Source organism: Homoserinimonas aerilata, assembly GCF_006716125.1.
In the GTDB taxonomy this organism is placed as follows: Bacteria; Actinomycetota; Actinomycetes; order Actinomycetales; family Microbacteriaceae; genus Homoserinimonas; species Homoserinimonas aerilata.
In genome coordinates this window covers 201958-223863 of record NZ_VFOM01000001.1, presented here as the reverse complement: position 1 = coordinate 223863, position 21906 = coordinate 201958, and the positions used below count along the sequence as shown (strand labels likewise).

General features: G+C 63.2%; 21 protein-coding genes. 7 read left to right on the top strand and 14 right to left on the bottom strand.

Features of this window, described 5'->3' with window-relative positions:
* Positions 1-238: 238 nt before the first annotated feature.
* On the bottom strand, positions 239-409 hold the full coding sequence (locus tag FB562_RS01075; protein ID WP_141879455.1) for a CsbD family protein: 171 nt from the start codon (positions 407-409) through the stop codon (positions 239-241).
* Between the two features lie 118 nt (positions 410-527).
* Positions 528-887, bottom strand: a complete 360-nt coding sequence (locus FB562_RS01070; protein WP_141879454.1) for a ribosome small subunit-dependent GTPase A — start codon at positions 885-887, stop codon at positions 528-530.
* A 316-nt stretch (positions 888-1203) separates the two neighbouring features.
* Here FB562_RS01070 and FB562_RS01065 point away from each other — a divergent pair, with 316 nt between their 5' ends.
* The 3 genes from FB562_RS01065 (at position 1204) to FB562_RS01055 (ending at position 3206) form a co-directional block, all read left to right on the top strand.
* The gene (locus FB562_RS01065) at positions 1204-1398 is read left to right on the top strand and encodes a hypothetical protein (RefSeq protein WP_185740413.1); all 195 of its coding nucleotides are present in this window, start codon (positions 1204-1206) and stop codon (positions 1396-1398) included.
* Positions 1399-1494: 96 nt separating this feature from the next.
* The gene (locus FB562_RS01060) at positions 1495-2043 is read left to right on the top strand and encodes a type 1 glutamine amidotransferase domain-containing protein (protein WP_141879453.1); all 549 of its coding nucleotides are present in this window, start codon (positions 1495-1497) and stop codon (positions 2041-2043) included.
* 71 nt (positions 2044-2114) lie between these two features.
* Positions 2115-3206, top strand: coding sequence for a GNAT family N-acetyltransferase (locus FB562_RS01055; RefSeq protein WP_141879452.1), 1092 nt, complete (start codon positions 2115-2117; stop codon positions 3204-3206).
* Between the two features lie 45 nt (positions 3207-3251).
* Here the strand turns inward: FB562_RS01055 and FB562_RS01050 are convergent, their stop codons facing one another.
* From FB562_RS01050 to FB562_RS01005, 10 genes are all read right to left on the bottom strand, one after another.
* The gene (locus tag FB562_RS01050; RefSeq protein ID WP_141879451.1) at positions 3252-3668 is read right to left on the bottom strand and encodes a DUF3151 domain-containing protein; all 417 of its coding nucleotides are present in this window, start codon (positions 3666-3668) and stop codon (positions 3252-3254) included.
* A gap of 121 nt (positions 3669-3789) precedes the next feature.
* Positions 3790-5079: a type II toxin-antitoxin system HipA family toxin gene (locus tag FB562_RS01045; RefSeq protein ID WP_221625349.1), complete on the bottom strand. Its 1290-nt coding sequence runs from the start codon at positions 5077-5079 to the stop codon at positions 3790-3792.
* Complete coding sequence (locus FB562_RS01040; protein WP_141879450.1) at positions 5076-5408, bottom strand: helix-turn-helix transcriptional regulator; 333 nt, start codon at positions 5406-5408, stop codon at positions 5076-5078. The genes FB562_RS01045 and FB562_RS01040 overlap by 4 nt, the downstream gene beginning before the upstream one ends.
* Positions 5409-5599: 191 nt before the next feature.
* Positions 5600-5971 (bottom strand): YccF domain-containing protein, encoded by a 372-nt coding sequence (locus FB562_RS01035; protein WP_141879449.1) that lies wholly within the window; start codon positions 5969-5971, stop codon positions 5600-5602.
* A gap of 416 nt (positions 5972-6387) precedes the next feature.
* Positions 6388-8205, bottom strand: coding sequence for a hypothetical protein (locus FB562_RS01030; RefSeq protein WP_185740412.1), 1818 nt, complete (start codon positions 8203-8205; stop codon positions 6388-6390).
* Positions 8206-8426: 221 nt separating this feature from the next.
* Positions 8427-11612 carry a type I restriction endonuclease subunit R gene (locus tag FB562_RS01025; RefSeq protein ID WP_141879447.1) on the bottom strand — a complete coding sequence of 1062 codons (3186 nt, stop codon included), beginning with the start codon at positions 11610-11612 and terminating at the stop codon, positions 8427-8429.
* Positions 11612-12643 (bottom strand): 5'-nucleotidase, encoded by a 1032-nt coding sequence (locus tag FB562_RS01020; protein ID WP_141879446.1) that lies wholly within the window; start codon positions 12641-12643, stop codon positions 11612-11614. The genes FB562_RS01025 and FB562_RS01020 overlap by 1 nt, the downstream gene beginning before the upstream one ends.
* Positions 12644-12681: 38 nt before the next feature.
* Positions 12682-13881, bottom strand: a complete 1200-nt coding sequence (locus FB562_RS01015; RefSeq protein WP_141879445.1) for a restriction endonuclease subunit S — start codon at positions 13879-13881, stop codon at positions 12682-12684.
* Positions 13874-15499, bottom strand: a complete 1626-nt coding sequence (locus FB562_RS01010) for a class I SAM-dependent DNA methyltransferase (protein ID WP_141879444.1) — start codon at positions 15497-15499, stop codon at positions 13874-13876. The genes FB562_RS01015 and FB562_RS01010 overlap by 8 nt, the downstream gene beginning before the upstream one ends.
* Positions 15499-17574, bottom strand: a complete 2076-nt coding sequence (locus tag FB562_RS01005) for a hypothetical protein (protein ID WP_141879443.1) — start codon at positions 17572-17574, stop codon at positions 15499-15501. The genes FB562_RS01010 and FB562_RS01005 overlap by 1 nt, the downstream gene beginning before the upstream one ends.
* 186 nt (positions 17575-17760) lie before the next feature.
* Between FB562_RS01005 and FB562_RS01000 the strand changes: the two genes are divergently transcribed.
* The 3 genes from FB562_RS01000 (at position 17761) to FB562_RS00990 (ending at position 19763) form a co-directional block, all read left to right on the top strand.
* Positions 17761-18042, top strand: a complete 282-nt coding sequence (locus FB562_RS01000; RefSeq protein ID WP_141879442.1) for a DUF3892 domain-containing protein — start codon at positions 17761-17763, stop codon at positions 18040-18042.
* 59 nt (positions 18043-18101) lie between these two features.
* Positions 18102-19118 (top strand): TM2 domain-containing protein, encoded by a 1017-nt coding sequence (locus FB562_RS00995; RefSeq protein ID WP_141879441.1) that lies wholly within the window; start codon positions 18102-18104, stop codon positions 19116-19118.
* Positions 19119-19277: 159 nt separating this feature from the next.
* Positions 19278-19763 carry a nucleotidyltransferase family protein gene (locus FB562_RS00990; RefSeq protein WP_141879440.1) on the top strand — a complete coding sequence of 162 codons (486 nt, stop codon included), beginning with the start codon at positions 19278-19280 and terminating at the stop codon, positions 19761-19763.
* Between the two features lie 157 nt (positions 19764-19920).
* On the opposite strand, the gene FB562_RS00985 is transcribed toward FB562_RS00990, so the two are convergent.
* On the bottom strand, positions 19921-20427 hold the full coding sequence (locus FB562_RS00985; RefSeq protein ID WP_141879439.1) for an ASCH domain-containing protein: 507 nt from the start codon (positions 20425-20427) through the stop codon (positions 19921-19923).
* A gap of 121 nt (positions 20428-20548) precedes the next feature.
* On the opposite strand from FB562_RS00985, the gene FB562_RS00980 reads away from it, so the two are divergent.
* Positions 20549-21370 carry an endonuclease/exonuclease/phosphatase family protein gene (locus FB562_RS00980; RefSeq protein ID WP_141879438.1) on the top strand — a complete coding sequence of 274 codons (822 nt, stop codon included), beginning with the start codon at positions 20549-20551 and terminating at the stop codon, positions 21368-21370.
* 166 nt (positions 21371-21536) lie between these two features.
* Here the strand turns inward: FB562_RS00980 and FB562_RS00975 are convergent, their stop codons facing one another.
* Positions 21537-21875: an MmcQ/YjbR family DNA-binding protein gene (locus tag FB562_RS00975; protein ID WP_141879437.1), complete on the bottom strand. Its 339-nt coding sequence runs from the start codon at positions 21873-21875 to the stop codon at positions 21537-21539.
* Between the last annotated feature and the right edge of the window lie 31 nt (positions 21876-21906).

The following is a 21906-nucleotide window of genomic DNA, read 5'->3' as shown; positions in this document are numbered from 1 at the left end:
GACTACTAACGGGAGTGGCCCCCGCTTGAGGCCGGCTAGCTCTTCCGCTTGCCGCACCTTTGGGGTGACAAGGGATTACTTTACGTGGAGATCGGCCCGTACGCGAAATCGGTGTAATCCCGGGCGTGTCGCGATTTATCCTCGTGACAGAAACGGCGGAACCCGCCCGCTCGAAAGCGGACGGGTTCCCTCCGCGAGGCCAGGCATCCGGCCGATGCGACACCGCGTGGAAGCGTGCCTACTTGAACGCGTCCTTCACATTCTCGCCAGCCTGCTTCAAGTTGGCCTTAGCCTGATCGGTCTTACCCTCCGCCTCTAGGCGCTCGTTGTCGGTGACCTTGCCGGTCGCCTCCTTGGCCTTGCCCTTCATGTCTTCTGCCGCATTCTCAATCTTGTCGGAGCCACTCATGGTGATCCTCTCCTTCGTTTCGAGTCGGTCATATGTTCCCTTTCGACGCTACCCGCGGCATCCGGAACCTGCGGGTAATCCCACGAAGCTCACAGACAGCCGGGCCGCTCGAGCGCGCTCAGCGCACGCCGGCCGGCTCGGCCAGTCGGGCCACCTCGCCGCGCACCCGGTCGAGTTCGAGCTGGAGTCGCTCGACCTCGGCACGCACGCGCACCAACTCCGAATCGACGAGAGCCTCGAACGCCTCATCGCGGGGCGGCAGGATGGCGCGGATGTTGTTGCGGTAGCCGGCATCAAGCGCAAGCCAGTCGCCGACAGCGATCGGCAGGCGGCGCGCATTGCGCAGGGACAGCGGCCCGTCGCCGGTGATGACGCGCAGGATCACGCCATCAACACGCAGCACCCGGGCCGGGATGGATAAGGGTGGAAGTTCGTTCTCGCTCCAGCCGGAAGGCTGCAGCAGGGTCTGACTGGACAATCGAATACCTCATCGTGTGGACGCCGCAGCGCCGGATGAGGCGAGCGACTAGCGGGAAGGAGTGGCGGGGAGGGCACAGAAATCGTTCTTCGCATCAATGTTCTTCACATCAGTAACCATTTCTCATCCCTCCTTCTCTACTTCTCATGCGGCCATGGGGAATGGCCGGCTTCGCGATGTATCTGACTGTGCGCTCGCGACGAACGCGAACCTGTTAAAGATAGTTCCAACCGCCGGGCTCGCGCAAGGGTTTTCTGGGGCGTAGTCGGGGCGCGCGCAGGCGCGACGGCGGGCCCGCGAGCGCGGCACGACGCTCATGAACGTGGTGCTCAACGGCTCCGACTCGACGCTGCGTGCGGTCGTCGCCGAGGTGGACCTCGCCGGGGATTCCCGGGAACACGATGTCGCGGTGCAGCTGCGGCGCATCGAGCAGGAGATCGAACAGCACGAGTTCATCGAGACCGCCGTGCTCGGCCTGTCGGTGCGCGACGAGGCGTCGCTGGAGTTCTAGCCCCGGAACATCCGCCAACCTCCGAGCTTCGTGGGACTTCGCCCGCCTCACCGGAATGCCGCCGTAGCGTGGACGAAAACGAGCAAAGGAGATGTCATGGCAACCCTCACCGGCAAGAAGATCGCGTTCCTCGCAACGAACGGATTCGAGGACTCCGAGTTGACCAGCCCGTGGAAGGCGGTGACGGATGCCGGCGCCACAGCGGTTCTCGTCGCCCCCGGTTCGGGATCCATCGAGGGCAAGAACGGCCACAGCCAGCCGGTGGATGCGGTGTCGGGTGACGCCGAGGCATCCGACTTCGACGGTCTGGTGTTGCCGGGTGGCGTCGTCAACGCTGACCATCTGCGAATGGATGACGCATCCGTCGCCTTCGTGCGCGACGTCTTCGCCCAGCACAAGCCGGTCGGCGTCATCTGCCACGGTGCGTGGATTCTCACGGAGGCGGATTTGGTGCGGGACCGCACCCTCACGTCGTACCCGAGCCTGAAGACGGACTTGCGCAACGCGGGCGCCGAGTGGGTGGACAAGGAGGTCGTCGTCGACCAGGGGCTCGTCTCGAGCCGCACCCCGGACGACCTTGCGGCGTTCAACGCGAAGATCGTGGAGGAGTTCGCGGAGGGCCGGCACGCGGGGCAGACGGCCTAGGCGGGCAGCAGCCGGTGATCCCCCGGTCTGGGGCTGATGGGTGGGCCCAGCGGTTCTCTAAGCTGCCGACTGTGAAAAGGCGCGCCATCCGCAAGGACCATACGATAATCGTGCTGTCGCTGCTGCTGTTCGGGGCCGGCCTCATCGCCATCAACGTGGTGTGGCCCGCCATCTTCGGGGTCGCCATCGCCCTGGCCGGTGTCGTGGGTGCGCTCATGGTGCTGTACGAGGTCAGGCTGACGAAGCGCATCGCGCAGGCGGAGTTCATCCGGGATCTGCAGACCGGTTTCGCGTCTGACCCGAACATCAGCGAGATCTGGAGGAGGGTGCTCCTCGGCGAGGAGATCACGCACGAGCACCGCCCGCTGGTGAGCAGCTTTCTCACCTTCTTCGAGACCCTGCACCTGCTACTCCGGCGTGGCGCCCTCGAGTTGAAGCTCGTCGACGAGCTCTTTCGCAACCGGTTCTTTCTCGCGGTCGGCAACCCGGGCATCCTCGACACCGCCCTACTGAAGCACGCTGCTTCTTTCACGAACATCCATCGCCTGATTCATGACTGGCATGCCTACTGGATTGAGAACGGTGTACCGGTGCATGCCGGCTACTACTCGTACATTCGGGCGCTGACCGAGGCGAAGGGGTATGAGGTCGTTCGACTCCAGACGGAGGACCTGCCCGCCCTGCTCGAGCTCCAACAGCAGGTGCTGGATGGCTTGGGCACCAAACCGTGGTTGCGCCGCAACTCGGAGGAGATGCTGGCGGAATGCCTGACCGGTCAGGTGTCGCTGGGCGCGCGCCGCGACGGCAGGCTCGTCGCCGCAGCCATCCTCTATGACGGCGGCACCAGTGAAGAGAACATCAGAAAGTACTTCACCGATGACGAAGACGAGCTGGGCCGGGCGATTAACCTCAAGCTGGTGCTCGTCGCCCCCGGCGAGGTTCGCTCAGGCCTCGGCCGAACCCTCGTCGAGCTACTTGAGGCGGAGGCTGCCGCTTTGGGCAAGAGGGAGATTCTCTGCACGATCCACCCGAAGAACTCGCCCAGCCTTTCGCTGTTCGGCAAGCTCGGCCACCTGCGTCTGCGCACCGTGAACACCGCATACGGCAGGCGTCACGTCTTCGGGCGCACACTTGCCGCGCCGAACCAGCACTGGTTCAGGTAGCCTCCCCCAGCTGCAGGGCAGACGGCGTAGCCCTGGGGCGGTTTTTTACTCCCCCGCCGCGATCTTCTCCGCCGCAACCGGATCGGAGTCGCTCAGGAACTTCGCCAGTCGCTCGACCTCGTCTTCTTCGCCGATAGCATCCGCGGCACGGTGGAGCGTGTAGAGAGCGCGCAGCACGCCGCGGTTCGGCTCGTGCGCCCACGGGATGGGCCCGTGCCCCTTCCAACCGGCACGCCGAAGTGCGTCGAGCCCACGGTGGTAGCCGACACGCGCGAAGGCATACGACTCGAGGGTCTTGCCCGCCGCGAACGCCTCATCGGCGAGGAGCGCCCAGGCGAGAGAAGAGGTCGGATGCCCGACCACCACGTCTGCCGCAGTGTGCTCGGGGTCGGCAACCTCCGCGAGCACATCGGGTTCTTCAGGCAGGAGGGTCGGCTCGGGGCCGAGGAGGTTGGTAGACATGTGACCACGCTAGCCGGGGCGACAACCGCTGTGGTGCACGGTGAACTGCATCCGCAAGGGGTCGTCTGGTGCTGGGTGTGCTGAATGCAGCGGGAGCTACGCGGCAGGCGGCCTGTAGCACTCAGAGTCGCCGATGATCTTTGGCGATGGAATCCGCGTGGCCTACCTCCAGGCTGGCCCTGTCAGCGAACTCAGACCAGTTGTCGACGGCGTCGTTGACATCCTCGATGAGCGCCTTGGAATGAAGTACGTCGTGCCGCTCGGCGAACTCGAGCAGGTGCGATCGAGTCGGGTTCATGAAGACCCCACCGATGCCCATCAGGTGCTGGTGGGTCCATTCGCCTTCGGGGTTGTATGCGTGGGTGATGTCGTATGCGGGCGCCAGCGACCACTGGCCTGCAGCATCCATGAGGAAGCTGTGGTTTTTTGCGTGGTCGTCGCAGTTGGCTGCCGCATAGTTGAACACCATCCGCCGGAACGCCTGTGCGCGCGCTTCAGCGCCGAGCCCGAGGGCGGCGATCGTGGTGAACAGTTGGGCGTAGTCGTTGACACCGACCGCGTTGAAGTCGATGCCGGCGATGCCGGTGAGGGTCTGTGCGTGAAGTTTGGCACCGTCGCCGGGCCGATCGAAGCGTCGCGTCATGAAGTGCGCTCGACCGTTCTCTTCGAGAAGTCGGGTCTCCGGCGTCTGGATGCCGGCAGCGGCAGCCATGAGCGAGTAGGCGTACTCGACACGGCCATACGCCTGGGTATGCCCCAACTGCCGGTCGAGCCCCATGCCGTCGAATTTCAGCAGCCAGGCCTCGAATCCGTGCTCCGGCATGATGTGGCCTGCGGTGATCGCTGAGGTGACCGGGTTGAAGTTCACAACGGCTTTGGCGCGCGCGCCGCCAGCCGAGGTACCGACGCTGATGATCTGCCGGAGGGCGCGTTCGGAGGTTGCATCATCTTTGAGTGTGCCGTGCACAACATCGCGTGCGGCAGTGACCAGCTGCGCCATGTCGAGTGCACTGGCTGGCGCATCCACTGGCCCTCGGGCAGGTAGGTATTCGAGGGCGCCGAGCCCTCTCGAGCCCAGGTAGGTGAGTCGGTCGAGTGCGGTGACGTCACCCGCGGCGACACCCTGGGTTGCAAGCCACGAGTCGGTGATCGCATTGCCGAATTTGTCTGGCAGGGAGTCTGCGATCATGGGCGGCAACCGATGAAAGGTGGCTTCAGGCAGCCCGGGGAAGATGAACGGACGGCTGCGGCTGGTCGCGGGCATGAGAATGGGGGCGAGCTGGATGCCGCGGCGCACCCACTGCGGGTCGAATTCGAACGCGTAGGCACCCGCCCTGCTGGCAGAGACAGCTCCGACGGTGTGGCCGAATGCCCTGACCTCGATGACATTAACGTGGGTGAAGACCATCATCGCTCGCCTTCGTCGGGCTTCATAGACGAGCGGACCCTGGTGGCACGCTTGGTCTGCTCTCGCTCCCGACGGAGGAGCTCCATCGGACTGGGATCCTCCGCTGTCTCGTGGAGGGTTCCCAACCAGTCGAGGGAGTGCAGTGCACGCAGCACTTTTATCAGGGTGGTGAGGCTTGTACCTTTGCCCGCTTCGAGACTGTGCAGCGCCGGGCGACTGACGGATGCCCTGCTCGCCACCTCAGACTGGTCAAGTTGCATATCGATGCGGAGGTCGCGAATCTGCCCACCGAGGCGCACAGCCCACTCTTCCGTGGTCATCGGTGCTGTCATCAGCCGCTCCTAACTTCTTTTGCAGAGTAGCAAATGTGTAAGACTTCCCTTACGACAGTTCTAAAATAGAGCATATCGTAAACAAATCTTTACACGGATAGGTTGCGGAACAGCTCTCGGGGCCGCAGGCCCGATGCGAGCGTGCGACGCGTTCGACGATTAAGCGGGCGGATGCGTCGGCATCCTTGGCCTTATTGATCGACGATCTGCTTGCCGAGCGGCATGAGGGCGACGGGCACCATCTTGAAGTTGGCGATGCCGAACGGGATGCCGATGATGGTGATGCAGAGGGCGACGCCGCTGAGGATGTGCCCGATGGCGATCCAGAAGCCGGCCAACACCACCCAGACAACGTTGCCGATCGCCGCGCCCACACCCGAGCCCGGCTTCTCCACGACGGTCTTGCCGAACGGCCACAACGAGTAAACGCCGATGCGCCAGGAGGCGATTCCCCACGGGATCGTCACAATCAGCACGCACATGATGACCGCCGCGAGCGCGTAGCCGAGGAACAGCCAGAAGCCCGAGAGCACAAGCCAGATGACGTTGAGGAGAGTTTTCATGGTGGGGTCAAGTGTGGCAGGTGGCTCTGGAGGCTGGCAGGACCGCATTCCGGAACCCAACGCTTCCGGGCATGCGGCATGTTCGAGTTCAACACGAAGATCGTGGAGGAGTTCGCGGAGGGCCGGCACGCAGGACTGACGGAGTAGCCCTAGCGATGGGGAGCCGCGGCAGCACGGTGGAGGGCGTAGAGGGCGCGCAGCACGCCGCGGTTCGGATGCTTGTCGATCGAGGTCGCGTTGCCATTTCTAAGCACGGCGACTCGCATGCTGCGGCGCCGGGCGAGTCCACGTCCGCGAGTTCCTCGCCGCGGGAGTCCCCCAACGCCACCCCGTCGCCCAATGCTGAAACGCCCAACTCCGACTGCCTTCGCATTTCGCAATCCGATGGGCGCCGAGAACCACGGCTAGCTGTACAGCTAGTTCGTCTTACTATTCGTCAAGTGTCGCCCCATATAGCCGACGTAGATCTTGCCCGTGTTCGCCGTATCGTCGAAGTAGTGCATTCGCGGCGCGAAGGTGTCGGAATGGGTGGGCTTAAAATGGGCAAGCATTGCAACCTTCCCGTCAGGATGCACCGCGACGGGAACGGTGAAGATGCGTTCGCTCATCATCTTGGCGTTCGTCGTCACTGCCTCGCTTTCACCCGCCGCATGGCGATGAACTGGACATTTGCGACTAGTAATTTCTGGATCGCTCAGGTAATGGTGCAATGAACCTTGATAGCCGTTCTCTCGAGTTTGCGCGTAGTCATGAAGGACTAATACGTAGTCCCACATCTTGTTGACGACGCGGCCAAACGGGTCTCTTTTCGCTATCTCCATAGCATCGGACTCGCTTCCCGTGAAAATCACACGCGAAACCACGGGGCTATCTGACACATCGGGATCCAACCGGAGCAAGAGTTCTTCAATATCCGAAGGTGTTTCAAAAGCCTGAAGCTCAGGCTCCACGAGTGCATCGGCGTGGCGCTCGGCGTCCCTCAGCCGTGACCGCAAAATGCGAGCCTCTCGGGTCGAACTCCTCGCTGACTCACTTTCGATGCTTGCCGTGAGCTCGGCTTCTTCAACTTGATCACGAAGCTGCTGGATCTCGTCGTTGAGCCTGACGCGTGCTTCCAGAAGCCCGTCGATCTGTTCTCGAGCTACCTGATACCCGTCGGCACTCGCGGCAATAAACTGGTCCAGCGCATCGACAGCGTCAGGCGTGACCTGATCAATTTGCAGCCATCGCTGAAGCATCGTCGAGAAACGTTGACGAAGCCAATCCCGTAATACAACAGCTGCCTTCGGCTGCTTAGCCGCCACATTTGGCGCAGAGTTATGCTCCTGTTGCGCTGTTGTGGCCATCCGACCCACCTGGGCCTCGCGAGAGATCCGTGCTTCCTCTCGGATGAGGAGATCGGCAGCCCGACGAACATCCGAGGGCAATTCGGCTTCAACCATGCGCCGCCGTGCGAGTTGAGCATGAACGGTAAGGAGCGGCCCACCAACTCGGCCATTTTTTATCGCTCGAGCAAATGAGTTTGCACCGAGCACTCGATGCCTAATTGCGTCTGCAGGGTCACCCACGTTTACGCGCGGAGCGAAGGTTCGCACGCTTCCGCGTGGCACCGAGTGCGATTCGGGAAGACGGGCGGCGAATACATCTACAACGCTCTCGGATATTGCGAAAGCCGTTGCAACTCCTACGCTCTCCCTGGTCAGTTGGCCTACCGTTCGTTGCCAAACCTCATCAGAGACACCGCCCGGCGGCACAGCAACGACAACGGAGACCATACGACGGTCGTCGTGAATAGCGTCAAAAACATCCTCAATGTTGTCAGCACGTACGATGATTGGCGCCGACGTTAGGGGTGTCTCGTTATCTAAAACAGTTGCACTATCGAGCAAATGCATCACGAGTCTTGGGGGTTTCGCAGCAGCAAGCGCTTCTTCCACGGTGGCGCCAAATTTGTCGAGTTCGACATGCAGGACTTGTTTGTCCCCACGAGCATTCGGAAGTGAAGAAGCGACCACGGTCACGATCCACCGGCCCATGGCGTTGGTCTCATCGAACCTAAGTAATTGCCGGTGGCTGCCGTCACGATCATCCGAAAGCGAAGCAACAGTAAGTATTGCGCCTGGACCAAGCTCATGGACTCCAGGCCCATCCCAGTCAGTAGCGTTCAGCTGATCGCGACCTCTGGCCTTCCGCTTCTTATCCCGCAACCAACTTCTGACTTGGTCCTCTGCCACCTTCACAGCATTGTCATCATCAGAAAGCCGAAACACTGCTCTATAACCAATTGCCACAGGATTCCTCCGGAAGGCGTGGCCCAACGCGGAGTCGCAGCAGGCCACGAGAATTTGTTATGACAAAAATATGGTCGACCATGTCATATCTGACTTCCCTAGGCCGTATCTCTATCAACGCTTACATCAACGATGGTCGGCTCGTGAGTCTATGTCTAGCCCCACTATGAGGAATGCCCACGCTCTCCCGCATACCGCGGCGCCATCGATTCCATCTGCTCCATCACGAGTTTGATCGCTTCGGGCTGCCGGTCCGGCGGATACCCGTTGATGACGAGCAACCTCTTGATCGAAGATCGAAGCTTCGCCCGCACATCGTCGCGTACAGTCCAGTCGGTGCGCACGTCGCGACGCATGACCTCCACGAGGCCGCGCGCGATCTCCGCCAGCACACCTGAACCTTGCAATTCGACGGCCGACTCGTTCTGCGCGACGGCGTCGTAGAACGCCAACTCGTCCGAGGAGAGCGGCGGAGCAAACGACTCGCCACGCTGCCCTTCAGCCGCAACCTCTCGCGCCAGCGCCACCAGCTCGGCGATGACCTCCGCCGAGGTGAGCTGCTGGTTGGTGTATTTGTTCATCAGCTCGGTGATCCGCTTCGAGAATGCGCGCTGCCTAACTACATTGCTGCGAGTGACCGCCGCAGATTCCTCGGTCAGCAGCTTGCGCAGCGCCTCAATCGCCAGGTGAGGGTTGCGCGCGTTCTGCGTCTTTGCCACGAACTCGGGGGTGAGGTCGCCCAGCGACGGCTTGGGCATGCCCGCCGCGTCGTAGATGTCGTACACCTCGCCGGCATCCGTCGCTTGGGCGATGAGCTGCCCGAGCAGGCGCTGAATGTCTTCGGGCACGGGCTCGCCACTGGCCTGCCGTGCCATGGCGTCGAACTTGGCCATCCAGACGCGCACCTCTTCATAGAATGCGATCTCCGGATGCAATGCCGCCAGGTTTGTCCGCCCGCTCGAGAGCGCCCATGCTCGGGCCAGTTGGCCAGATAGTCTGCGGTACCGGGCCGCCAGCGTGTCGTCCCCCAGCGCCGGATCGTTGCCCGGCGTGGTGACGCTGCGCAGGTAGTTGGCTGCTCCACTTGCCGCGTTCAGGTAGGCCTTAGGCCCGCCCTTGCCGAGCACGGCCTTCCAGTTGTGACCTACAAGGAGCCCGCGCAGTTGTTCGACGAGCTGCTGCGTCAGCGCTACCGCTTCTTCGACGGAGCGGCCGATGGGCTTGTTTTCTTGGTCGCTGCTCGTGTACTCGGCGAGTGCTTTGCCCAGGTTGTCGACGAGCGGCGCGTAGGCGACGAGCAGCCCATCCTGCTTGCCGCGAAAAGTGCGGTTCACCCGGGCGAGCGTCTGCATGAGCAGCGCGCCCTTCAGCGGGCGGTCGAGGTAGAGGGTGTGTAGCGGCGGCGCATCGAAGCCGGTGAGCATCATGTCTTTGACGATGACGATCTCGAGCTCATCGTCGACGTCTTTCAACCGTGTCTTGATAGCGTCGTTCTGCGAGGGGCGGCGCACGTGTTCGACGATCGGTGACGGGTCGGAGGGCACCCCCGAGTAGACGACTTTGATTTTGCCGGTGCTCAGGTCGTCCGAGTGCCAGTCGGGTCGCAGGGCGACGATCTCGGCGTAGAGGCGGGCACAGATTTCGCGTGTGGCGCCCACGATGAGCGCCTTGCCGGGCGCCTCGATGAAGGGCAGCATCCGCTGTCGTCGCTCTTCCCAGTGCGCGACGATGTCGGCGGCGAGGGCTTCGATGCGTTCGGGTGCCCCGTAGATGGCGTTGACGACGGCGACGGATGCTTCGATGCGGGCCCGCTCAGTGTCGTCGAGTGTGAGCGTGGCGTCGTCGGCCGCGGCGTCCAGCTGCTCTTCTGTTACATCTTCGGCGAGGCCGACTTTGATGAGCCGCGGCTCGAAGTAGACGGGCACGGTGGCTTTGTCGTCGACCGCGCGCGTGAGGTCGTAGACGTCGATGTAGGGGCCGAAGACTTCGCGCGTGTTGCGGTCGTCGAATGAGATGGGGGTTCCGGTGAATGCGATGAGGGTGGCGTTGGGCAGGGCGTCGCGCAGGTGTCGGGCGTAGCCGTCGAGGTCGTCGTAGTGGCTGCGGTGCGCCTCGTCGACGACAACGATGACGTTGCGGCGGTCGGAGAGCAGCGGATGCTCGGTGCCGGCGTGGCGCTCGGCGTCGGTGCGCCCAAATTTTTGCAGGGTGGTGAAGTAGATTCCGCCGGTGGTGCGGTTGCCGATCTCGGTGCGCAGCTCACTGCGGCGTTTGATCTGTTTCGGTTTTTCGGCCAGCAGCAGGCTCTGGTTGAAGGTGGTGAAGAGTTGGCCGTCGAGTTCGTTGCGGTCGGTGATGACGACGATGGTGGGGTTTTTGAGCTTCGGATGCCGCGACACCAGGTTGGCGTACAGCTCCATCTCCATGGACTTGCCGGAGCCCTGCGTGTGCCACACGACGCCGGCCTTGCCGTCGGATTCGACCGCCTGCACGGTGCTGCCGACCGCTTTGGCGACCGCGAAGTACTGGTGCGGTTTGGCGATGCGCTTGGTGAGGCCGTCGCTGTTCTCGTCGAACGCGGTGTAGTCGCGCAGCAACTGAAGAAAGCGCTCCTGGTTGTAGAGGCCGTCGATGGCGTCTTCGAGAGCGGGGGCCATCTCGCCGTCGACAATTCGGTTGGGCTCAATAGGTTCGCCATCTTCGTCGACGTTCCAGGGCGAGAAGTGGTTAAGCGGGGTGAAGGGGGTGCCGTACTTGGCGTCGAGCCCGTCGCTCGCGAGTGTGAACACGCAGAAGCGGAACGCGAGCGGAAACTCGCGCAGATAGGTCTGCAGCTGTGCGTGGGCGGAGGCGACATCCGCGGTCTTGCTGCCCGCCTTCTTCAGCTCGATGAGGCTAATGGGCATGCCGTTGCAGTAGAGCACCAGGTCGAAGCGCCGCTTGTGGTCGCCCTGCACGAGGGTGACTTGGTTGACGGCGAGCCAGTCGTTCTGGTCGGGGTCGGCGGAGAGCAGCGTGATCGTCGGGTTTGCTTCGGTGCCGTCCGAGTCGATGTAGCTCAGCCGGAATCCGTCGACGAGGTACTGGTGGATGCGCTGGTTTTCGGCGATCGCATCCTGCGACTTGGGCAGGGCGATCTCGGCCGCGGCCTGCGCGAGGTATTGTGCGGGCACGGTCGGGTTGAACTTTTGCAGCGCCGCCAGCAGTCGCGGGCGGATGAGCAGCTCGTCCCAGCCCTCGCGCTCCCCAGAGCCGGGCGCAATCTTCTCGCCAGTGAGTGGATGCCACCCCAGCTCCCCGAGTTCCTCGCGTGCCAACTGCTCCCACTCCGCCTCCGAGTACCCGCTCATCAGACGACCTCCTCCGCAAGCACAACTGCTCCATCATCGTTTCCAACAACGGCATCGCCGCTGGGTAGCGGACTACCGCTATCGCCCGAGCTCGCTCGCGGCGATTCGTTGGCCACGCCGTACGGAATGTGGACGCTGGAGGCGTAGGCCGAAGTTGACTCGAGATGGCCCTTCTGATCGTCAAAAAAGATGTGCGGCTTCAATACTTTCAAAACCTTCCCCTTGTCAATCCCGCCAAGGAAGAACGCGTCGTTCGCAGTGACACCCCACTGCTGAAGAGTGCGAATCGCACGCTCATGTGCAGGCGCGTTTCTTGCAGTGACGATCGAGACTCGCAAACGAGGCTGATAGTCAGGTTCGATCAAACGCCGGTCTTCCTCAACTGTCTGAATCAGGTTAAGGTCACGCAAGAACTCGCGAAGCGGTCCACGGTCCAGCGGAACACTTCGATTTGCTACCTCGTGGTCACGGAATGCAACCATCCCACCTGGCCCTTGATAGACACGCTCCGCCTCGTCATCAGCGACGACTCCATCAAAGTCGAAGGCAACGCGAAGTGCCCCGCCGTCGTCATCATCGACTGAGGCGGATTCCAGTACCAAACCCGCGGGAAATCCAAGTGCCATCGCGCTTCTCACATCCCCGTCATTTCCAGAGAGGAACAGAGACATATCGAGTGCATCGATGTACTCGTATGGAGATTTACCCTGCATGAATAACGCGCGGGAAATGCTGAGTCCGTGAGTCTGTATGGAACGCATGACTCGAAGCCCGGTTGAGGGATCGTTCTTCGACAACACGATCACCTCAACGAGCGGGTTGGCCGCGTCTCGAAGGTCATTTAGCCCCAGAAGTCTTCGTATGAAGGAAAAAGCGACACCCGGGCCAAGAACATCATCTAGGTGTTCCTCTTGGTACTCCCGGTATGCTTGCTCGCCATTCGCGAGAAAGTATGCGTCAGAGACTGCGAGGTCAAATAGTGCGCTAGAAGCGACCCCCACCACGAGCCGATTGCTTAGTTCGTATGGCATTCTTCAATTTCCCCCTTCATCTTGAACACTTCGATCAGTCATGAGACGTCAGCAATCGCTGTATGGGCGTCCTGCACCCGAAGCCTGCCCGACATGAGTTCAGGGAGCAACGTGTCGCGCAGTTCGGCTAGCGCGCGGTTCTCTCGCAGGGCCTGCCTCGCGGAATCGTGAAGTGTCGCTGCCTGCCTCCCAAAGCTCCGCATTACTTCTGAGTCTGCTAACCGCACCTGGAACTTCTTGAAGTTGCCGCGGCTCAGCTCAAGGAACGTCGCCCCATTCGCCATCGCGATGAACTCATCGACACGACGACGCATATCGTGAAGAATCCAGTACCGAAGATCCTCATCATGAGGCTCGACAACGATGAACCCCTGGTTTACTGCGGTGGGAACTTGAGCAACCGCGAATGCGCCAATGGTCGCCCGCGATGTCATCAGGATTGCTCCGGGAGCAAATAGCTCCGACGAGCAAGCCCCCAAGCCTTCCTCAGTGATCGTTCGCGAAGTCGATTCCAAGTAGGGCCCCACGAGAGCGGTTATGTCAGTTGGCGTAGCCCACGGAATATCTCCGCCCCAATATTCCGGCACCTTTGTGCTCGGCGTCCCCCCACCACTTACTTTCGCGACATCAGCGAAGGTGTCCCCTATATATGCCGCGCCTCTAGCTGCATGGTGGAAGCTTGCTACGGCAAGATCATCTGCCGTGTGCGCAAGCTTGGTGTTGGCGGCGATCTTGTCGTCGAGCGCCCCCAGCACCTCCGCAATCGCCCGCTGCTCAGCGCGAGAAGGGATTCTACACATGGCCGCGTCCAGTACAGACTGTTTCAAGTAGGGAAGCGCAGTGCCCTCCGTGAACTGAGCGATGCCTATGTACCTCAATAGAAAGTACAGAAACCCTGGTTCGGCCATTCCCGGCCGCGCTGTAGCCGCCATGAGATTGTTGTCGTACGCAGTCGGCTGAGTAGCGATACGTACGCGTTCCGCCTTTAGCCCCTCGCCGATCTTGGCAAACAGCGACGCGCCCTTCGGCGCAAGAACCGGACGTAATCGCGCAATCTGTTCCTCACTGAGCCAATTGTTGGCAACCGTCACGTACTTCTGGTTACCGGGCAAACTGAAGTCGCTGACCTTGATAAACGGAACACTCCCGCCCGGAGAGCCCTGTTCAACCTGGGGAAATGCGGACCCTGCTCGGAAGCTACAAAGGCTCCCGAGATTTGTGGTCACCCAATCAGACATTGACTCTCCCTAGCTGCTCCTGGACAAGTCTCGCCGTGCGCTCAGACTCATCGAACTGCGTGAGAAGCTCCGCGCTCAACCGTTCGATTTTCAGTCGAACGTCCTCGCCGTCTCCGGCGACATCCGCGGTGCCGACGTAACGGCCGGGCGTCAGCGCGTAGTCAGCAGCCTGAACTTCAGCGAGCGTCGCGGAGTAGCTAAAGCCGGCCTCGTCTGCGTAGCTGAGCCCAGCATCCGTCGCCGACTTTGTGCCGCGCCATGCCCTAAAGGTGTTGGCGATTTTGGCGATGTCGTCGTCGCTGAACGCGCGCTCGGCACGGTCCACCATGTGGCCGAGGTTGCGGGCGTCGATGAACAACACTTGGCCGGTGCGGTCGATGCTGCCCCCGGCACCCGCTGTCTTGTCTTTGGCGAAGAACCACGTGCACACCGGGATCGCAGTGCTGCGGAACAGCTGTGTCGGCAGCGCGACCATGCACGAAACGAGGTCTGCCTCGACGAGCTGGGCACGAATCTGTCCCTCGCCCCCGGAATTCGACGACATCGAGCCGTTCGCCATGACGATGCCGGCGCTGCCCCCCGGAGCTAGCTTAGAGATGATGTGCTGGATCCACGCATAATTGGCGTTGCCCGCGGGCGGAACGCCGTAACGCCAGCGCGGGTCGCTCTCGTTGCGCGCCCAGTCCTTGATGTTGAAGGGCGGGTTCGCCATCACAAAGTCGGCCAGCATGTCGGGGTGCTGGTCGCGGGCGAACGTGTCACCCCAGCGGCTGGCAAGGTTGCCGTTGAGGCCGTGGATGGCGAGGTTCATCTTGGCCAGACGCCAGGTGCGCTCGTTGAGCTCCTGCCCGAAGACAGAAATGTCGCTGCCCTCCTTCTTGTGCGACTCAAGAAACTTCTCCGCCTGCACGAACATGCCGCCCGACCCACAGCACGGGTCGTAGACGCGACCATGATCGGGTTCGAGCACCTCAACCAGCACGCGCACGACGCCGGCCGGCGTGTAGAACTCGCCGCCGCGCTTGCCCTCCGCCGCCGCGAACTTCTCCAAAAAGTACTCGTAAACCTCGCCGAGCAGGTCGCGGGCGCGCGTCGACCCTTGCCCAGCGAAGCGCGCCGAGTTGAAGAGGTCCACCAGCTCACCCAGCCTGCGCTGGTCGATGTTGTCGCGGTTATAGAGACGTGGGAGGGTCGCCGCGAGCGTCGGGTTGGCCGCCATGATGTCTTCCATCGACTCGTCGATGAGCAGGCCGATCGACTTGGCCGGCTCCCCCATCGACGCCCCGACGCCCTTCGCGTTCTCGGAGAGAAAGCCCCAGCGAGCGTTGGCGGGAACCCAGAAGACGCCATGCCCCGTGTACTCGTCGCCGTCGTCGATCAGTTGCGCGATCTGATCCTCGCTGTGGCCCGCCGTCTCGAGCTCCGTCGCGATCTGCGCGCGACGCTCCTCAAACGCATCCGACACGTACTTGAGGAACACGAGCCCCAAAATCACGTCCTTGTACTGCGACGCATCCATCGAGCCGCGCAGCTTGTCGGCCGCCTTCCAGAGCGTGTCCTTCAGCTCCTTCATGGTCGACGGCGCGGCATCCGTCTTCGCCTTAGTGCGAGGGGGCATTACATGGTTCCTTTCGATAGGGCAAGAATCTCGGCATCGCTGCCGGCGGTAGTCAGCGCGCCGACGGCAACACCGTCGACAAGTACATTCGCCAATTCGTCGAGGCGGCGCATCCGCTCGGCCAACGCGGCCCGCTCGGAACTGACATTTGCGAGCACATCGACCAACCCGGCACGCTCGGTCGGCACGATTCGACGGGCGACCCAGCGCTTCCAGTCGCGAGACGTGTGGCGCTCGATATCTGCCGCCAGCACCTCGGGGACGAGACCCGCCGGGTCCGACGTGTCAATGCGCAGGATGCGCGCGGGATAGACAACCACGGAGAATCCCGCCGCGTCGACCCACGCCCTGGGCTGCGGGCTCACGCAGAACACGACATCACCCGGGGCCGTAAGACGGGCGGCCGGATATGCGGCCTCCAACAGCAGGCGGTCAATCGTGCGACTGCCAACTAAGCTCGCACCGGTCAACTCGTCGACCCCGATCACGGGGTAGCCCGCCGCAGTGCCGATGTCGTCGTGCCTGATGCGGGCGCCGGGAAGGCAGCGAACGTGGCGCGCACTGGCAAGAGAGCCCAGCGCGGCCTGGGGCAAGAACCTCGGTGACGCAGCGACTGTAACGTGCCGAACCGTGACCGGGGCACCGTCACCGAGACCAGCTATCACCGCATCGAGTTGGGCGGGCAAGCCGGCGGAGGCGCGTCGCGCTGCAGCCGCCTCGACCGGAACCATCGCGACAGGCTTCTCTGCGGCGATGAGCGAGCCCGACCCGGCCAGAATCACGCTGGTTGGCAACCGCCGGGCAAACCGAAAGGCGTGCGCGCGAATGAATGACTCGTCGCCCATAGCCGCGGCCAGATCGCTCACCAGATCACTCCGAGTCGCCGGCACCAGCGGCTCCTCGATGAGGTCGGCGACGAGAGTCCACTTGTCTGCGAGAGACACCGCGGCATGCGCCGGGCCGAACACCCACAGCGCCAGCGCCTGCCTCGGGTTGCCGATCACCAGCCCCCTGGGCAAACGAACCACCGCCCGGAGTCTGCCGGAACGCAGAATCTCCGAGCGAATCGCCTCGGCGTCGGGCGAGAGGTCACCGTCGATCAATATCGCCGCCGGCGCGAGCACGACACCGCGCTGGGCGTCATCCATCTGAAGCGCAATATTCTCGATCGACGCGAGAATCTGACCCGCCGTCATCGTCGGCCTGTCGGGGGTCGGAAACTGCGCCACGTGCACGAGAGCGCCCTCGGCGGCGAACTCGCCCGTAGCCGAAACCGTCAGCGGCGCATGCGGCATACCGTGCGCGAGCAGGCGGCGGCGCAGCAGCCGGCCGGCGAATCCCCCGGACTCTGCCGTCATTACGCCAACGTCCACACCCTCGGCTACCGAGCGCAACACACCGACGAGCAGATCGCCGCACGCTCCCGTCGGGTCGACGAACAGCGGATGCTCGGGGTCGGCGAAAGGGTTACTTCGAGCCAGCTCCACCGCGAGCTCGTTGACCAGCTCGCTCGCCTCCGCGCCTAGAGCGGTGCGGGTGAGGGCACGGCGGCCGTCTCTGAAGCGATCACCGAGCAGAGACTCGAATGCCGCGGACGCGCTGTAGGCCCCGTCGACGAGAACCTCGACGAACCTCGCCATCGATACGACATCGTCGCCCAGCCCGTCGACCTCGCCCGCGACACAGACATCATCGGGGTCGAGCTCATCCGCTAGATCGAGAAGCTGATCACGATCTAGAGCGCCGATCGGCGCACCGGCGGCGCGCACGGCGACCAGCGCGGTGAGCGCATGGAACGACTCCTCGTCTCCACGGCCTGTGGCATCGAACCTGGCATACGCCGGGGCATCCGCCAGCACATGCGGATTGTTTCCGCGCCCGGTTTGCGCCAACCATTCCGCGACCTGTCGTGCGTCGAACACCTCGCTGCCGCGATCATCGGCGACAGGGGGCGGGAACGGCGACTCGGAGCTGGCGGCGCGAGTGCGCCACACCGACACCACCGGGCGCTGCACGTGCGCCAGCCGGGCAATGCCGGAGAGCGAGATGAAGAGGCTCGGTGCAGCGATGGTCACGATTCTCCCCTTGGCTTCGGTGCACGGCTGTGGCACGAGATGAGCATAGTGGGATTGGTCACCGACATCCGAACGGAAGCCTGATAAGCCCTCTTATCAGTACATTATCGCTCTAGGCGGTATTGGTGGCAGACGATTCAGGGAGTCGCGGCAAGCGCCCTGACAACCAGACATAAGGAGCACCCAATGCTGTACATCCGACAGGTCCGCGTCGAGGCGCCGGGCACCCTGAACCAGCACATCACCGACGTCAAGTACTCGGCAACGACAGGCGGCCCGCTTACGACCGTGAGCCGTGCTGCCGTGGTCAGCGTCATCGACGGCGGCGGGATCGTCTTCACCCACAACGACCACAACCGCGCACAGGCCCGAGTCGTCACACGGGTCGGTACCAACGGCCGCAAGCACATCACCACGATCGCCGACAGCGGGAAGAGCAACAACCTGCTCGAACTGCCCCGGTTCTGATCAGTCGCGAATCACCCAAGCCAAGTGTGGCACCACGCAATCACCCGACAAGGAACACCATGACCACCGACACAGAACACGCCTCTGCGGAACTTCCGCCGCCGATCCCGGCCGTACCCGCGGCATCCGAATCTCGCAAGACGTTTCTCGCCACCTGGCTGCTCTCCCTGCTGCTCGGCATTCTCGCGGTCGATCGTTTCTACCTGGGCAAGGTGGGCACGGGAATCCTGAAGCTCATCACGTTCGGCGGCGGAGGCATCTGGTACCTAATCGACCTGATCCTTACCCTCGCCGGATCGCAAAAAGACAAGCAGGGGCTGCGTCTCGCCGGCTACGCGCAGCACAAGAAGATCGCCTGGATCGTCACCGGCATCGTGCTCGCACTATCAATCATCACGGGGGCGGTCAACGGAGGCAACGCCGGTCAGCAGGTGGCCGATGCGCCGCGCACGACCAACGAGCAGACGACGGATGCCGTCGCACAGCCGGCTGCAGAAGCACCCGTCGAAGAAACCGAGAACGTGCACAGCTGGGCGGATGAAGCCTTCGGCACGTTCGAACCCATCACGCAGTCGGGCGCAGGAGACAACCTAGTAACACTGCCCGAGGGCGCCACGATCGGCATCGTCACGGCGACGCATGATGGTGCACGGAACTTCATCATCAACGTGCTCGACGCCGCCAACGGGCCGACCGGTGATCTACTCATCAACACCATCGGCCCCTACTCTGGGGTGACCGCCTTCGGCTTCAACACATTGAGCGAGGGAACCACCCTCGAGATCAACGCGGATGGCAACTGGAGCATCACCATCTCGCCCATCTCCGCAGCACCCGCGCTCGCTGCATCCGGAGTCGGCGACGCCGTCTACCTGTTCGACGGTTCATCCGGCAAGCTCACGGCGAGTCATGCAGGCTCGCGCAACTTCATCGTGGCTGAAGAGACGGGCAAGGCATTCTCGCCGGGACTGCTCATCAACGACATCGGAACATACTCTGGCACCGTGCCGCTGAGCTCAGGCCCTTCTGTGATCAGCGTCAAGGCTGACGGCGGCTGGACGATGCTCGCCGAGTGAGACCACACGGGGTGAGGCTGTCGCGGTCTCACCCCAGGAGTCCACGGCCCCAACTCAACAAGTCACCGCGGGCTGACGCCGCTACCTCACGGAGCATCGGAGCGCACATGGATGTACATCTTTATGGGCATCTTTTACGTTGCTCAGTACGGTTAAGCCATGACAGCTCCGCAACCGATTACCGTCACCACGGTCGCCGACGCGCGTTCGGGCCTGTCGCAGATCCTTCGAACATTCCGGCTCGCGCCAAGATCAGCTTCCCCCGTGACCATCGGCTCGCATCGGCGGCCCGAGTCCGTGCTCGTGCCATTCGAGCAGTTTCGCAGCCTCGCCAGAGGTAGTGCCACTGCGGCAGGAACACTGTTGGACGAGCTCCAGGCCCGCGGCAAGCTGATCCGCCGCCTCGCCGCACTCAACAACATCACGGAGGTCTCCGTCTTCGGTTCCGTTGCCCGGCGCGCCGAGAACGAGTTGAGTGATGTCGACCTGCTCGTCACGCCCTCGACGAACGCCAGCCTCTTCGATCTCGCCCAGTTCGAGATCGACATGGAGCAGTTGATCGGGCGCGACGTCGATGTCGTCTCGCGGCACCCACTAGACCCCGTGCGGGACAGCACGATCCTCAACGAAGCCGTGCCGCTGTGAGCGTCACCCCAGCCGAGCGCGCCCTGTGGGTCACAGTCAGCCGGAGTTTTCCTGCCCTGCGAGGGATTGTCCAAGCGCACCAAGCCGTCTGACGCCCGCCTGCCGACGAAACATACGAGCATCCGCCACAACTGAACCTCGTGCGCGTTGCGGCGCGCTACTCAACCGGCTTGGGTGCGGCGAGCGGCCACACCACCTCGAAGCGCTCAAAGATCACCTCGATGTCGTCCGACCACCGGATGCCCCGGGCATCCGTCACCCGCCGCCAGTACCGCAGATGGTCGGCCAGCCAACTGTCGCGCGTGCGATCGCCCTCGCCCTCATCCCGCGCGAAAGCATCATCGACACTCTCCACAGTGCCCAGCCGCAGCTCCGTCGATCGCAACACCACCTGCGGCGCGCCGCGGCCATCGCAGGCGATCCAGTACCCGCCGATCCGCGGAAGCGGCTGCTCATCCGCCGCGAACTCGGCCACCAGAGTGGCGGTCGCCGTCTTGCGGCCCTCCACCACCAGCGCCAGCAACTCATCGGCAAGTTCAGCCGAATCGCCGAAACCCTCCACCGACGGATGCTCGTCGCCAACCCCCGGAACCGCCTCGCAGTAGGCGCGCCACAGCTCGGCGGCAGCAGCCATATCGGGCTCGGCGAGAGGTGTTGGAGTCATCAGGCCATCCTGAATCACGACCAATGAAATCGCCAGTACGCTACGCCCCGTTTCGCTGCGCCCCGTTTCGCCGCGGACAAAGTACACGGCCCACGCGTGGCTCGCCCCGTAGGCTGACGGCATGACGGACACCGCACTCATCGGCCCCGTCGAGGCGCCAGACCTGCACGTCATGAGCTTCAACATCCGCCGGCGCCTGCCGCACCTCATGCCGCGCAGCCCCGACCGGTGGGTGCACCGCCAACCGCTGCTCAAACGACTACTCGCGGCGGAACAGCCCGCGCTGCTCGGCGTGCAGGAAGCACTGTTCGACCAGGCGAACTTCGTGCGGCACGCGCTCGGCGAGCACTACCGCTCAGTCGGCTACGGGCGCGAGAAAAACAAGGGCGGCGAAGGCTGCCCCATCCTCTACGACACCCGGCGGCTTCGCCTGCTCGACTGGCGGCAGACCGCGCTCTCCGACACCCCGGACGTGCCAGGCTCCACCACCTGGGGCAACCGCACCCCGCGGCTCGTGGTCGATGCGGTGTTCCACGACCTCGCGACAGGCACCGAATTCCAGGCCGTGAACACGCACCTCGACAACCGCTCGCGCATCTCGCGACTGAGATCCGCCGACGTACTGCGACAGATCGTGAAGTCCTCGCCGCTGCCCACCATCATGACCGGCGACTTCAACACGGATGCCGACACCGACCCGTACGACGCCCTCACCGGGCAGGGCCTGCTGCTGGATGCCTGGGATGCCGCCGAGACGCGCCTCAGCGAAGCATGGGGCACATTCCCGAACTACCGAGCGCCCCGGCACGACCGCAAGCGCATCGACTGGATCCTCGTCACACCCGGCATCGCCGTGCTGCAAGCCGCCGTCAACGTGACGCGGTACGAAGGCGGCTGGCCGTCGGACCATGCGCCCGTGCAGGCCGTTGTGGAGCTTGCCTGACCGCAGGCGGCGTCACCCGCCAACGTCGTGCTGCCCGCAGAATGCGGGGTGACGATGCTCGGGGGTGCGGTTTCGATGCGCTCGCTGGCGTAACCTCCTTCGCAGGCTCAGTCGGCGCTGGGGTCGCACAGCCGCTTCGCGCCTGTCCCAAGCTCCACCGCGCTACTCAACCAGCAGGGATGCGGGGGCGCACCAGCGCGTGGCTGGCACGGATCAGCTGCTCGACGAGCTCATCGGGCACACCGCCATCGAGCGCGACCGTCACCCAGTGCTTCTTGTTGAGGTGATACCCGGGCGTGATCTGCGCAAACTCCGCCCGCAAAGCCAGACTCTCTTCGGGGTCGCACTTCAGCGAGACGCTGAACGGCTCGGCGTCGAGGGCGCTGAGCGCGAAGATCTTGCCGTTACCACTCGTCTTGAAGACACTTAGCTCCTCGCCGAACGGGAACGTCTCCACCGCCTGCGGCAACGACAGACACAACTCGAGCAACTCATCGCGTGTCATCCGGCGAGCATACTCGGGGTGCGTCGATACG